Here is a 13,089-nt window from a genome sequence, read left to right on the forward strand (position 1 = left end):
CCGGTTGTACTGACCCGCGGGTCAGTCCGGGACTACGACGGGATCCCATATGTCCGATATTCTGACCCGATCACACAAAAACATGGACACGTAGCACGACTACGTTAGCGATAAGCAAGCACAGAGACAGCTCAAACGATGCGGGGTCAGTTTGCGATACGTTCTTGTCGATACCGACTGTGGCGTCGACGACGCACTTGCGCTCGGTTACGTCGCGCACACCGCGGACATTGTTCTCGCTTGCGTGGTGTCCACGTGGGGCAACTGCACAGCCACCGAAGCCGCATCCAATGCGAAGTACATCTTGGATATGGCCGGCGCGATCGACATTCCTGTTGTCGCAGGTTCCCCTCCGAAGGATTCGTGGCGGCGCGGTGATGCGCACGGCTCTGACGGGCTCGGTGACACCGAGCAGCCTCGACCTTCCTGGACTGGCCCGCAAGGTGCAGCTGAGAGGATTGTGCAGTTCGCCAGAGACCATGCCGGTGAGGCGGAAGCGCTGTGTATCGGCCCACTGACCAATTTGGCAGCTGCACTCACGCTCGAACCTCGGCTACCCGAGTTATTGAGCCGTGTGGTGGTCATGGCCGGCCACGGACAGAACCGCGACGATTGGCTGAACGAGGTAGGAGATACCAATACCCGCCACAATCCTCGGGCTACGCAGACTGTCGCGGATTCTGCGCTTCCGGTGGTCTGGGTGGGAACCGACGTCACCCGCGCAGTCCTCCTTGAGGACGGAGATTTCGGTGAAGGCACTCTCGGCGGCTCGCTGCGCCGTATCCACCACGCATATGGGGTCCAACGAGGCAGTACGTACGGGTACGACGCTCAGGTGCTGTGGAAAGTCCCGGCACACGACGGCGTCGCTGCTGCTTGCCTAATCGATCCTCTCAGGGCAGGCCTGTCGACCGTTACCGGCCGTATGACTGTCCTCGACGACGGCCAAGGCCCGGTGCTGCGCAGGGTGGGTATCGGACCGCATCAGGTCGCGGAATGCATAGACCCGGACTCCGTCCGCGCAATGCTCAGGAGTGCGACATGACAGGAATAAGAAAGCAACTCACTCGACTGAAGGCCCGTCGGATCGTTGCTCAAGCAATGAAACGGCAAGTGGTCACCATTGACGAACTGCGTCAATTTTGTTTCGATCGCACTGGCAGAACCGTCGTTCTAGTTCCGTTCCCGGTCACCGAAGTAGAGGATCGCCCTTCCGGATTCCTGCTCCGCGCTCGCAACAATGTCGACTATGTGTTCTATGACCACAGGACGGGATCGTGGCGCGCGACATTGATCATCTGTCACGAACTCGCGCACATCCTTCTCGATCACAGCTGTGCAATGACCGAAGTCTTAGACGACCAGATGCTCAGCGCATGGTTTCCGTCATTGTCACCGGCACTGTTGAAAAACGCCCTCAAACGCACTGACTACGACACGACCACAGAACATGGTGCCGAGTATCTGGCGACAAAGCTCCTACTCTTGACGCTTTTCGATGATCTCGACTTCGAGGCTCTGCGCAGCTCGGTACAGGTAATTTGCGCCAACAACATGATTCAAGCGTATGGAAGCCGATGAGAAACCACCTCCCACTTTCGATTGATCTTGCCACCCTTGTCTTTGCCTGGCTCGTTGTTTCCGCTCGATTTGTGCTGGTACGCACACGGCATGCGCAGATTGTCACCGTATTGATTCTGTGCTTCACCGCAGTGAACACTCTGAAGTTCGGACCGATCAACGATGTACTGACCTCAGCGATAGACGCCCGGGCCGTCCGACTGATAGCTCACATTCTCTGTGTAGCGGCCGCGGCCGCCGCTGCATGGGCCGCTGCCAGCGCGGTAGGACGGCTTCGGCCAGGGCTTCTGATCTTCGGCCTCGTTGCCGCGACGGTCGGTCTGGCATCTCTTGATGCTTTTGCCGGCAATCGGGCGCAGGTCATCGAATCCGTCGATCCTGAGGTGTTCTCGCTGTCCTACTTCACCATTTACGCCGGCGCGATCGTGGTCTTCGAGGTCTACGCAGTGATAGTCCTCGCCGCTGCCATTCGAACCGACAAGCCACATGCGGGGCTGCTTGCGCCGGCCGCGGCGACAGCTGCGCTCTTTCTGGCGACAGGCCTCAATGCAATAAGTCTGCTTTGGTACGCCGTGCGGGCAGCGACTGGTGACATCGGTCCTGCCGAGCAATTGCAGCGAAACACAAATGGCAACCTGTTTGCCTACTTCACCTTGGTTGTCGCACTCGTGGGTTCTGCCGCCGTAATCCGACGCACGGCAGAGCGGTCGTCTGTTCGATCTGCCGTTAACGTCACAGAGCTACGACGACTATGGGAAGACCTCACTGATGCGGCACCAGGTGTGAAGTTCGATATGCGGCACTTCGAGCCTGACGCCCGGGTTGTCCGGATGATCACCGAGTGCATCGATGCCATCTACGAACTAGGAATTGATCCCGAAACAGCCACCCGCTCTGATCTTCTGGAACGCAATCTCGACGGCAACCGATCCGAGCTTCTCGCAGAGACGCACATCAGCGCTCGTGACGTGTTCAATCTTGCGAAGCGGTGGGATGCGAAATCCCTTCAAGGCTGACAAGAAGCGCCTTGCGCTGGCTGGCGTTGGCAGAACCTCGCAACATCACGCATTCCGGTCCGGCGGCAACAAGCACCTGCAATAACCGCAGCTCTGTGTACGCCTCATTTTCTCCAGAAACCCCGAAATAGGTGGCGTTGGCCGTGCTGCTGCGTTTGAAAACCTCGCTGAAATCAACAAAATGTTGTTGCTGTTCGGCCGTGAGGTCTCCGGCGCGGAGCTGCGCTTCGGAGCACCCGAGAGCCTGCGCGACCTCTCCACTACTCAAGCCGGTCACACTCAGCAGAAGCTCGACTTTCTGCTTGGTGGTGACTTCCTCAATCATCGCTCTCCTCCCGTCTTAGTTCCCGAGCCAATGCGCGACGTCGCTTGTTGGCGTTCGTGCGCGCCGGAGTGATGTCGTCCGGCGGCACTGCCCAGAAATCCTCGAGCGCTTGGGCAACCCAGGCGGGGCTGACATGGCCGCTTTCACCCTGGCTGCGGAGCATCGCTGACGCTACTTTGCCGATATGTGGCGAGATGAGAGTACGCAACCGGTCGACTACGTCCGAAAGTTCAGAGTTGTCGATCTCATCGGCCAATCGCCTAAGTTCCGCACTCACCTCAACGAAATCACCCAACGCCGAATATGAAATGACCACTTCGCCGGCGGGGGCCCCCACAACTGCCGATCCCCGAGGTGTCGGGTGACCACCCTCGTATGCAGTGGCAGCACTGCCCTCAGTCCATTGCAATACATGGTCCAGTTTGGAGAACGTTGCCATTCGGAGAGGAGGGGACTCACCACTCTCGATCCGCACCATCGTCGGCTCAGAGGGGCCTCCCTGTGCAGCGACTGCAGCAAGGCTCAGACCCAACTGTCGTCGACGCACATGGACCACGTCGGCGAACTGCTGCATATCGGGCATGGGAGCAGCGTACTTAAAGAAAACCCAATTGCCCGACACTGTCGGTTCACACGTCATCACACATTCAACTATATAAGTGTTGCGTAAATGCATACTCATTAGATATGTTCACAACACCAATATATGTGTGTTACGTAAGTGTTAGCGGTGAGTCGATCCCTCAAAGGCAACCGCCCGCCAGATGGTCGAGACCAGACGAAGAAAGTCCCCCAGCCGCGCCAACGGCCAGGGGACCGAGCCACACGGGGTTACAGCCCGTCCAGCGATTTCCTACGCAGAAAGCGAGTTCTGCAATGCACAGATTAGCTGACGCTCCGAGCGTCAAGAAGACCGAAATGCGAGGTCAGACGAATGTTCTCCATGCTTCGTCATCGGATCAACTTTTTCGGATCGCTGCACAGCACTCCCCTGCCCCGGGTGGCGGTCGTTGCGCGCGTTGCGGATTCGTCTACACCGACGAGCTGATCGACTGCCCCACATTGCGATGTGTCCGTAAAGAGTTCAATCGTCGAGACGAGTCATCGATCACGCTCCACCCGCGCCCCGCGTCCACTGCTGCCGACTCGCGGGTGGAGGCCCGCGAGCAGCGGCCGTGTCAGGCGAATCCTGCGCTGTGGGATATGGATCAAACCACTCATCGAGGCGCACTCGCCGCCATCGGCACCTGCAGCGCTTGCCCGCTACTGACGATGTGCCAGATCGCCGCAGCTCATGAGTTCGCGACCGGACGCCCGCCTAGCTCGATGATCTGGGCAGCAATTCCCTACGACGAGGTCGGGACTGAAATCCGCCTCGATTTCCTCAAAGAGTTCATCGCTCGCCGCGACGGTCGCTCCAGCTCAGTCAAGCGGACCTCGCCTCAGCGGTCGGGTGCAGCAGCATGAACAAAACGCCGACATTGATCGTCGACACCTTCGACGCGATATGGGGTGCGTACCGAATGCTTGCAGATTCCGCAGGTCACCTTCTCGTTCGGGACCGCTATCACCGTCTGTGGGTACTCGTGGAAGTCGCCGGACGGCTCCGCAGTAGGCGCGCGTTCGTTCGCGACGCTCCACATGTCAACGACTCCCCCGACATCCACGGCCTGATCGATGCCGATTCCCGAGCCGTACTCACTGCCCGCGATTTGATCGATGCACACGGGCCGTTGACGGTCGAGCCCACGCATTCACCGGTTCCCAAGCCGTTGCACCTCGGATACAGCGACCTCACCCGATGCGCAATGATCACACCCCTGGTAGTCGCTGTACCCGGATCGGAGTCCTCGGTATGAGTACTGACCGACTGCTGTGCGAACTCAGGGACGGATTGCGTCCTCTTTCCGAGATCATGTTCGGATTGAGTAGTGGCGCACTGACTTCCCCGGCTTCGACCGGTTTGGCGGCCGGTCGGTGGCTGTGGTTGGCGGACCTTCTTACGCATCCGACGTGGGGAATGGCTGCGATCGTCGACGGCATCGACGACGTCTGTGTGCCGGTCGCCCGGCTCTGCCAGCTGACAGCGAATGCAGTCCACCCCCTGAACTTGCGTGAATTGTGGTCCGCCGAGCAGTTTCCTGTGACAGAGCAGATCGCCGATCACACTCCGGGCACGACCGGCCATTGGGAAGCACTCAGCGCTGTCATCGACCTCATCACCGATGGACTCGACCATTGCGAAGGGCTCGACGTCTCCGGCAGTGAGGCCGTCTCGTCCGCCTTCACTGCGATCATCAACGCCCGAGACACCGATACTGCCCGCGCAACCATCACCGCCGCTGTCGAGCACTGGGTACAGCCGCTCACGATCACCGTCCAGACGGAGCATCTGGGAGTTGCGTCATGACCACTATCCACCGCTCCCGCGTCATCGACTCCATGATCGCCACCGTCGCGAACTCACTATTGAGAGAAAGCGGCATCAACTCACCCACAAAGAACGAAACCGAAGAAGTCCGGCGACTCGCCGAGACCATCATTCAAGAGACCGTCGACACGCTCGCCGGCCCCCTCGACGACCTCGCGTACAGCACCCTCACAGACGTCACCGACCTCGTCGCGAGCGATCCCGAAACCGCCTCGATCGATCAAATTCGAGAAGTCGCAATCGCACTGCGCGGACTCCTCGAACTTCGCGAAGCTCTAACGGAAGTTGGTCAACGATGACGGCACTGATCCTCACCGGCACTCTAGGGCTTGCAGGCGTCGCCGGCGCCCTGTTCTCGCTGCGTGCAGCTCACTCATGAAGATGCACTACATCATCCCCGGAACGGCACTTGAGCTGCCCCGATGGCTGAATCCGGCTCCGCGTAGCTCCCCGAAAAAGGTGCTGGCGCGTGCTGTGATGTGGGGTGGCTATGTCCATCTCCCGAAAGGCTTTTGCACACCACTGAGTACGCGCATGTGAACGACCTCGATATCTAACTCCATAGCCGCAGTACAACCCCCAGATACGACGAAACCCCCTTGCGGGGGTTTGTGAAACAAAGTTCGTCGAGCTAAACGAGAGCCCCTGGCCGGGCTCCGGTCGTAACTGGTGAAGAAGAAGTTTGGCGCTTCAACTTCGGTACTGCATATCCCCGAAGGGACAAAACCGTGCAGGTCTTGTCTCAGGGTAGCTCACACCCTGAACCAGGCACAACAGTTCACAAAAACAGTACTTTCGGCGCGTCGCATACAGGCGCCGCCGCTAAGACTGCTGTCCATTCCACGACAGAAGACGCCGACGAATGGGCCAAAGCAGTACGTGAGGCCACCGAAAACGTCGCCCGCATCGAAGCGCTGAACGCCGAAAGCGGGCAGCGAGGAAACTCCTGGGCTCTGCCAGTAACCACTGGCCGCCGCGCCCGAACCCCCATCTGGTCCGGTCGCGCCCAATGGCAGCACCAAGTCCGAACCCTGCTCAACTCCCCCACCGGCACCGAAATCTGCAAGAAAAACACCATCAGCACCGAAGCAGCATTCGCTGTCGCCGTCACCCACGCCTCCCTGGCAGAGGGAAAGACCGGGCGCGGCGTCACCGCCTCACGCGAGAGGATCGCCAACCGCGCCGGCGTCAGCGTCACTGTTGTCAAACGAGCCAGGCGCGTCCTGGGCGCCCTGGGCATGGCCGTCGAACAGGAACGAGGCCGCTACCTCACCAAAATCGAATCGATGGCCGCCGAAGCGCACCACGGGCACCGACAGTTCCGGGCAGCCTCCGTCTGGGCACTGATCTCACCCCGCGCCGCGGTCACAACTATCACCGCGCCCTTCACGAAGTCCAGAAAGCCCTCTCGCGCAACACTTCGCAGCGCCGCATACCGCACCCGCACCCGCGCTCGCGCAGCTTCGCGAACTTCTCCACACCCGAGTGGCCGTGGCCCCCTATCCCCCTCTGGGGGATTTGTTCTTCCATCTCTTGTTTTGAAGTTCTCACCAACGCACGCGCACACGCGAGCGGGCAAGCCGAAGAACCCACAAAGAACGACCCCACGTCCAATCGAGTTGCAACGCACCGCCGCCCAGCTGATTGCTCACATCCCGGGACTGAAAACAGCCAGACACGTCGGGCGGATCTGCGATGTTCTGGCCAACACCGATATCGACGTCACCCGGTGGACGGGTCGCGACATCGCCCGTAAACTCACCGCAGACACCCAATCTCGGGGCTGGGTCTGGCCCACACAGCTCACACGCCCGACTGCGTTCCTGCGCTGGCGACTGGCACAGATCGACTGGTCACAACCTTCCCCCGCCGAACGTGCCCGTGAAAACGATCGGACTCGTCTAGCCGAACAAGCAGCACGCCGACGCGAGATACGAGAGCGGGATTCACACGTCGCGACCGCTCACACTCGTGCCGAGATCATGAAACAACTACGCGAACGGCTCTCGACGAGAAGGCCCGCATGATCCCGAGATATCCATCAGTCGGCGGCCGCAAGATCCTCGTCATCGGCAAAAACCAGCCTTCCGTCATCCAAGGCGATCGCCCACCGATGTACCGGGGCCCAATCCCGCCCCACCGACTCCGAATCGATGACCATGTTCGCGTAGTCCTCGATCACCACACCGGTACATGCCACGCCGCCGCTGCCGGGACCAGGCACCGTGACCTTGACGCGAGAGCCAACACCCGTCGCAGCATTGGTTTCGCCGTTCTGTTTGTTCATTCTCGGATTCTCCCCCGACCACACCTACTCGCGCGCACCATCCTTCACGCACTCGCGACGGAGCTTCTGGTAGTGAGGGGCGCGCGTGGCGAAGTGTCCCAACGCTCTGCGGCCTGGCCGTTTGCTTTCGCGATCATTCACTATTGGCATTGCCTGGCGTTTCATTTCACCCGGTAGCAGTCGCGGATGCCGGTTTCTGCAGCACCTAACGAGCCAAGCATGCTGCACACCGCTGTCGGCCGATCAGCGTGTTCACATCAGCGCGCACCTACCCGAAACCTGGTTGCACTTATAACTGCAACCACCTACGCTAGGTCTCGTACAGGAGGCATGAAGCAATGAATGCAACATTGACCGATCGCAGCGTAGGGAAGACCACGCTAACCGTGACAGATACCGCGGCCGCACAAGCCCGAGCAGTCGATACCGCGGCACTCGCGTCCGTGGTTCCACCGGAACTGGCGAGCATCCTCACCGAGGTGATGCGCATCGTCGCAGCCGGCGGGACCGTCACACTCGGTTCGATCCCGGATGAGCTCACCACCACGAACGCTGCGGACATGCTCGACATCTCCCGCCCCACCCTGATGAAACTCATCCAATCGAGGGAAATACCAGCGCACAAGGTCGGCTCCCACACTCGACTCAGGGCCGGCGATGTACTGGCATACCGCGAACAGATGCGTGAACAGCAACGTGCCGCGTTCCGGGAACTGCGCGCATTCGAAGATGACGAAAACCTGGACTACTGACCGGCGGTCACCGCACTAGGTAGTCGGCCGTGACCTCTATCCTTTGATGAATGAGTGCAGGGGCACCGGCCGTGCTGCCGGACGCGAACATCTTCTATTCGAGGACGCTGCGGGACTGGATCTGTCTGCTCGCAAACAGATCCGGCGCACCACTGTTCCACCTGCGCTGGACCGAGGACGTACTGGCAGAACTGGTGTACCACCTCCGGAAGAACCATCCGACGTACTCTGACCAGCAAATCGGTGGGGTGCGTGACCGCATCCTCGAGGTCGTTCCACACGGTCGGATCAGCGGCTACCACATCGATCCTGACCTTAATTACACCGATGAATACGACGCACACCTGCACGCGGCCGCAGAACACGGAGCAGTGCAGTACGTCATCACCGACGACCAGGACTTCCACGCATTCGCCAATAAGTGCGACGAACATCTCGGATACGAGGTCTACACCGCCGATGATTTCCTGATGCTTGTCTACCAGGACGCGATCGCGACCGTGCGTGAGGTACTGCTCGAGCAGATCACCTATCACCGCCGACGTGGTGGGCCGTTCAATCTCGCCGCCCGACTCGACTCCGCTGCGGCTCCGAACTTCGCCGCCGCGATCCGCGGCATGATGCAAACACCCGCCGTAGCCACCGCTCTCGCGGATACCACGGCCTGAAAAAGTCGCGAAATATCGACTGCATCGAACTTGTCGAGAACTGCTCGATGTATAAGTTTTCCCGATATCGAGATCGCCGCAACAGTCACAGCAAACCCGCCGAAGTTGAATCCCGACTGGCTCAAACATCGGCGAGGACACTGGCAGACCTGGCATGGTTCCCGCAGCCATGTCAATGACAACCCTTTTTCGGGAACGTCCACGCTGAGGCCCACGCAGGCATCCGCAGCACTTTCCTGCAGCCGTCCACTCACACTCGGCAACGCCGACGGGAATGTCCGTCCGCCTTCTTCGAATGGACACTCCCCGCCACGTACCGGCCCCCACCAGCAAAGTTATCCACAGTGACTTTGTCGTCCGTACCGCCTGTCGCCGACACTGAGCCGCAACATCATCCAGGCAGAAACGGACACCCCCTCACATGTCCACCGCACCAACATCATTCGTCCGTCGACGTACCAGAAAGACCGATTCCAGCCGCCGCGCACTAGCGCTCGGGCTCGCCGTGTCCACGCTTGGAGCCGGAACTTTAGCGCTCACGGTCCCCTCACTCGCATCCGCGGCGCCGCCGGGCTGCACCGACGTCCTTGCGGTGATGACCCCGGGGACGTGGGAAACCACGTCCGACGCCGATCCCCGCGTTCCTGTCGGAATGCTCGCAGCAGTCGGCAATTCACTGAAGACCAAGTACGGCAACAACGTCGAACTGTTCTACACCCCGTACGCTGCCTCGGCATTCGATCAAGGAAAAACGTACGGCGACAGCAAGATTACGGCCATCGCCGCCATCAACGACAAGGTAAGCACTGTCGCCGCGAAATGCCCCCAGACAACATTCATCTTCGCCGGCTACTCCCAAGGCGCCGATGCCACCGGAGACATCGCCTCCAACATCGGGAACGGGAAAGGCCCGATCAGCGCCGACAAGGTCCTCGCAGTCGGACTGCTCGCGGACCCTGGCCGAGGAACAGACGGTGAATCCGTCGTCGGCCCACCCGCGGCCGGAACCGGGATCGCAGACCCCCGCCCCCACGGAATGGGCACGCTCAGAGGACGAGTCGCGACAATCTGCGATCCGAAAGATCTTTACTGCTCCATCGACAAGGGCCGCAACAGTGTTCTCGGAGCGCTCGGAACCGTTCTGAGTAAGTCACCCGGCGCATCCACCAACTCGACGGTTGTCGGCGGCGGCTCTCGTTTGGCGACGGCACTAACGTCCGATTTCTCCCAGGCTGACCTCAGCGGTATCGGCACCGACGTTGCAAACCTGACAGCAGCGGTCAATCCTCCCGCAGGACAAGCAATCAACATCTCGAACATCGCCCACAACGCGACCTCGCTGCTGGGCACGCTGAGCCCGTTGGCGGAGCTTCTCACGTCCGGGGCTGCGAACCCGCAGTCGACCAGCCTGTCCAGCGCCCCAGCAGGTACCCCGGAGCACGCGGCCAGCGAAGTGCTCGAGAGCGCCCACGATTCGGATCTCCCCGGCGCGTTGTCAAACGTAAACAGGATCGCGGCCGCTGCAACGCAATTGATCGACACAGGGAACACATCCCTGGCGACAAGTTCACCAGAAGCGGCCACGCTCGCCGCCACCGCCGCAACACTGAACAACCAGGTAGCACCCCTAGCCACCACCCCACCGGAGATCCTCGGCCAAGCATCGAGCGTGCTCTCTGTCCTCAAGCCGCAGGTCGTGGTCGATCAAGTTCTCAACATCACCACCGGAATCACCTCCATCAACTACACCGCGATCCTCAATGATCTTGCGCTGCTGCCGCAGAAAGTGGCCGCACTCGACGTCGCCGGAGCACACCAGATCGCAGGAGACCTCAACAACCAGTTCGCACCACTGGTGAAAATGGCCGCCGACGTCGACCTCACATGGATATCGCAAATTCTCTCCGCCATCCCCGACCCGACCGGCACAGCCCGAATCGCGGCGCTCGTCTGCAATCTCCTCTCCGGAGTCGACATCATCGCGATTGCCGACAGCGTCGGGCAGATTCAAGAAATCGCGTGGTCGGTCCTCGAAGGAAACCCGGCCGCACTCACTGGACTGCTGCCGATCGGACTCGACCTCGCCGCTGCCGCAACAACAATGCTCACCGGCACTGCAACCAAGACCGATACTTCCCTCTTGGGCGAAGAAGCCGCCCCATCAGTCTCGTCTACGCAGATCAGCCGCCAAGCCCAAACCATGGACCTGCGCGGGCTGACCAGTTCTCTGACCGCGATGGCCGGAACACAGGACACGGAAGATTTAGCGGCACTCCTCGGCCAGGGACTCCAAGCGGCCTCGTTCGTCGCCTCCGGCGCACACACCAACTACACGCAACTCACCGTCGACAACTCCGGCCGCAACGCACTCCAATGGCTCACCGATTGGTTCACCCTCCAAATCCGGCACACCACATAGCATCCTGAAAACATCGAATTTGCAGGAGAGCTGAAAGCGAGCAGTTTTCACCGATCCCAGCCCTGACGCAATCTTCGAACCTTTGCTCGCCTCGTGATCGCGCACCTCAAGTCCCAACTGCCCGACACCGCCGGCGGCGCCACGTGCTACGCGGCAACTACAAATCAAGACGGCATCGAAGGCTCGCAAGAGTCCAACGTCCGCTCGAGTGGCAGCGGCGTCACCTGACCTGCGACGCGCGGGCCTGTTGTCAAGTTGTAGTAAAAATCGACAGGACGCGCCACCGCACTTTGGCAGATATCGGGGGTGTCGACCAAGCCCGTCAATACAGGAACGTCACTGGAAGCGGATGGCGCTCCGGGTGATTCAGCGGCCAGGGCACCGCTTTTCAGCGTCATCGTTGTCTCCACGTCCGTGCTGGCGGTGTTCCTGCTGGGTGGCGCGCGCTCTGCACCGTCGTCCGGAAGCGAAGCGTCGCAGCCTGAATCAGCGCAGGTCGGTCTCGTCGTCGGCGACCGGACCGCCCAGTTCGCCGGTGCCGTAGCGGTCCAGCACGGCCAGCACCTTCTGACCCCACCGCTCGTGTGCGGCCTGCCGGGACACTCCCGTCGCCCGCGCGATGAGCTCCCAAGTGGCGCCGATCCGGCGGAGCCCGACCACGGTCGGTAACGGATCGAGGCCCGCTGCGAGCTCCACGCGCAGCGACGCGAGCGACCACGCCAGCTGCCTCTTCGCCGACACCCCTTCGCGCTCCTCGACCTCCCATTCCGGGGTTCCCGGCAGTGGCCCGGCCCCCATCAACTCGTCGACCTGCCGCGGCACCTCGATAGTCGCAGCATCCATAGCTGCCCTCGCCGCGGCCTCGACATCAACGGTCATGGCCCGCTCCACCAGTTCATTCATGACGTCAAGGTTGCCCTGACACGGATGGCTTGTCAAGCTCGACTTGACATATCGACATCGGTGTCAAGGCCACGTTGTGCTGCCCCCACGCGGATCCTGGCCGCCATGTCCACACGCAGAACGATGACTGCATCGCGATATCCTGCCCTTGACCAGAACTCGCTGAGCTGGGCATTCCACTAGAGCTCGCCCGGTGATGAACCTCGAACTGGGGCGCTGAACTGAACATCGCGTCAGACGCGGTTCCTTCGCATCCTGCTAGTTAATCTGCCGACGCATCTCGCTAATCTTCGGCGCAAATCGATGCCTGTGGATGCGCCTCGCACTGTTTCCCGCAGTCGTGAGCCTGGCCCACTGAGGCGCGGAGGCGGCGAGGCTGCCGGGATTCTCGACGGCGATCGTCGCGAGGACCGCCGCCATGGGGGCGCGATCCAGTTTCTGGTGGTGAAATGAGAATCAGGCCGCCACGTGTAACCGACCTGCAAGCATTCTTGCAGGTCAGGACGTTAGCTTTCGCTGCAGCCTGGTCAGTGTGGCGACCTGGTGCTCGTCGCAATTGCGATGGTATCCGAAGGTTCCGACATGTTTGAGGCTGCCAGTTTTGGGCGGTGTTCGGCCTGGTGCGGCAAGAGGGACTGTCTCTAAAACGGTGTTTCGGCCCGACTAGCTGAGTGAATGCTCGGCGAGGAGGTGCCGAGATGACGACA

16 protein-coding genes are annotated in these 13,089 nt (G+C 60.7%); 12 read left to right on the forward strand and 4 right to left on the reverse strand.

Annotation, left to right across the window (positions count from 1 at the left end):
• Positions 1-151: 151 nt before the first annotated feature.
• Genes V2B23_RS28780 through V2B23_RS28790 form a run of 3 tightly spaced genes read left to right on the forward strand, consistent with a single transcriptional unit; the run spans position 152 to position 2,597 of the window.
• On the forward strand, positions 152-1,045 hold the full coding sequence (locus V2B23_RS28780) for a nucleoside hydrolase (RefSeq protein ID WP_430953373.1): 894 nt from the start codon (positions 152-154) through the stop codon (positions 1,043-1,045).
• Positions 997-1,581: a hypothetical protein gene (locus V2B23_RS28785; RefSeq protein WP_430953374.1), complete on the forward strand. Its 585-nt coding sequence runs from the start codon at positions 997-999 to the stop codon at positions 1,579-1,581. Before V2B23_RS28780 ends, V2B23_RS28785 begins: the two co-directional genes overlap by 49 nt.
• Positions 1,578-2,597, forward strand: a complete 1,020-nt coding sequence (locus tag V2B23_RS28790) for a DUF6545 domain-containing protein (protein WP_430953375.1) — start codon at positions 1,578-1,580, stop codon at positions 2,595-2,597. The genes V2B23_RS28785 and V2B23_RS28790 overlap by 4 nt, the downstream gene beginning before the upstream one ends.
• Here the strand turns inward: V2B23_RS28790 and V2B23_RS28795 are convergent.
• Both V2B23_RS28795 and V2B23_RS28800 read right to left on the reverse strand, forming a co-directional pair.
• The gene (locus V2B23_RS28795; protein ID WP_430953376.1) at positions 2,554-2,922 is read right to left on the reverse strand and encodes a hypothetical protein; all 369 of its coding nucleotides are present in this window, start codon (positions 2,920-2,922) and stop codon (positions 2,554-2,556) included. The genes V2B23_RS28790 and V2B23_RS28795 overlap by 44 nt on opposite strands.
• On the reverse strand, positions 2,915-3,505 hold the full coding sequence (locus V2B23_RS28800) for a helix-turn-helix domain-containing protein (protein ID WP_218680795.1): 591 nt from the start codon (positions 3,503-3,505) through the stop codon (positions 2,915-2,917). The genes V2B23_RS28795 and V2B23_RS28800 overlap by 8 nt, the downstream gene beginning before the upstream one ends.
• Before the next feature lie 620 nt (positions 3,506-4,125).
• Between V2B23_RS28800 and V2B23_RS28805 the strand changes: the two genes are divergently transcribed.
• The 5 genes from V2B23_RS28805 to V2B23_RS28825 all read left to right on the forward strand — a co-directional run bounded on the left by V2B23_RS28805 (position 4,126) and on the right by V2B23_RS28825 (position 7,380).
• Positions 4,126-4,389: a hypothetical protein gene (locus V2B23_RS28805; RefSeq protein ID WP_430953377.1), complete on the forward strand. Its 264-nt coding sequence runs from the start codon at positions 4,126-4,128 to the stop codon at positions 4,387-4,389.
• Entirely contained in the window at positions 4,386-4,781 is a 396-nt protein-coding gene (locus V2B23_RS28810) for a hypothetical protein (RefSeq protein WP_430953378.1), read from the forward strand. The genes V2B23_RS28805 and V2B23_RS28810 overlap by 4 nt, the downstream gene beginning before the upstream one ends.
• A complete protein-coding gene (locus tag V2B23_RS28815) occupies positions 4,778-5,332 on the forward strand; it encodes a hypothetical protein (protein WP_430953379.1) in 555 nt (184 codons plus the stop codon). Before V2B23_RS28810 ends, V2B23_RS28815 begins: the two co-directional genes overlap by 4 nt.
• Entirely contained in the window at positions 5,329-5,652 is a 324-nt protein-coding gene (locus V2B23_RS28820; protein ID WP_430953380.1) for a hypothetical protein, read from the forward strand. The genes V2B23_RS28815 and V2B23_RS28820 overlap by 4 nt, the downstream gene beginning before the upstream one ends.
• A 429-nt stretch (positions 5,653-6,081) precedes the next feature.
• A complete protein-coding gene (locus tag V2B23_RS28825) occupies positions 6,082-7,380 on the forward strand; it encodes a hypothetical protein (RefSeq protein ID WP_430953381.1) in 1,299 nt (432 codons plus the stop codon).
• A gap of 14 nt (positions 7,381-7,394) precedes the next feature.
• Here V2B23_RS28825 and V2B23_RS28830 read toward each other — a convergent pair whose 3' ends face one another.
• Entirely contained in the window at positions 7,395-7,640 is a 246-nt protein-coding gene (locus V2B23_RS28830; protein ID WP_430953382.1) for a hypothetical protein, read from the reverse strand.
• A 338-nt stretch (positions 7,641-7,978) separates the two neighbouring features.
• Between V2B23_RS28830 and V2B23_RS28835 the strand changes: the two genes are divergently transcribed.
• From V2B23_RS28835 to V2B23_RS28850, 4 genes are all read left to right on the forward strand, one after another.
• Positions 7,979-8,392 (forward strand): helix-turn-helix domain-containing protein, encoded by a 414-nt coding sequence (locus V2B23_RS28835; protein WP_430953383.1) that lies wholly within the window; start codon positions 7,979-7,981, stop codon positions 8,390-8,392.
• Positions 8,393-8,442: 50 nt separating this feature from the next.
• Complete coding sequence (locus V2B23_RS28840) at positions 8,443-9,060, forward strand: PIN domain-containing protein (protein WP_430953384.1); 618 nt, start codon at positions 8,443-8,445, stop codon at positions 9,058-9,060.
• Positions 9,061-9,481: 421 nt separating this feature from the next.
• Positions 9,482-11,479, forward strand: a complete 1,998-nt coding sequence (locus V2B23_RS28845) for a cutinase family protein (RefSeq protein ID WP_430953385.1) — start codon at positions 9,482-9,484, stop codon at positions 11,477-11,479.
• Between the two features lie 93 nt (positions 11,480-11,572).
• Entirely contained in the window at positions 11,573-11,707 is a 135-nt protein-coding gene (locus V2B23_RS28850) for a hypothetical protein (protein ID WP_430953386.1), read from the forward strand.
• A gap of 258 nt (positions 11,708-11,965) precedes the next feature.
• Here the strand turns inward: V2B23_RS28850 and V2B23_RS28855 are convergent, their stop codons facing one another.
• The gene (locus V2B23_RS28855; RefSeq protein ID WP_430953387.1) at positions 11,966-12,418 is read right to left on the reverse strand and encodes a hypothetical protein; all 453 of its coding nucleotides are present in this window, start codon (positions 12,416-12,418) and stop codon (positions 11,966-11,968) included.
• Positions 12,419-13,089 lie beyond the last annotated feature (671 nt).

Source organism: Rhodococcus sp. 24CO (assembly GCF_050586165.1).
Classification (GTDB): domain Bacteria; phylum Actinomycetota; class Actinomycetes; order Mycobacteriales; family Mycobacteriaceae; genus Rhodococcus_F.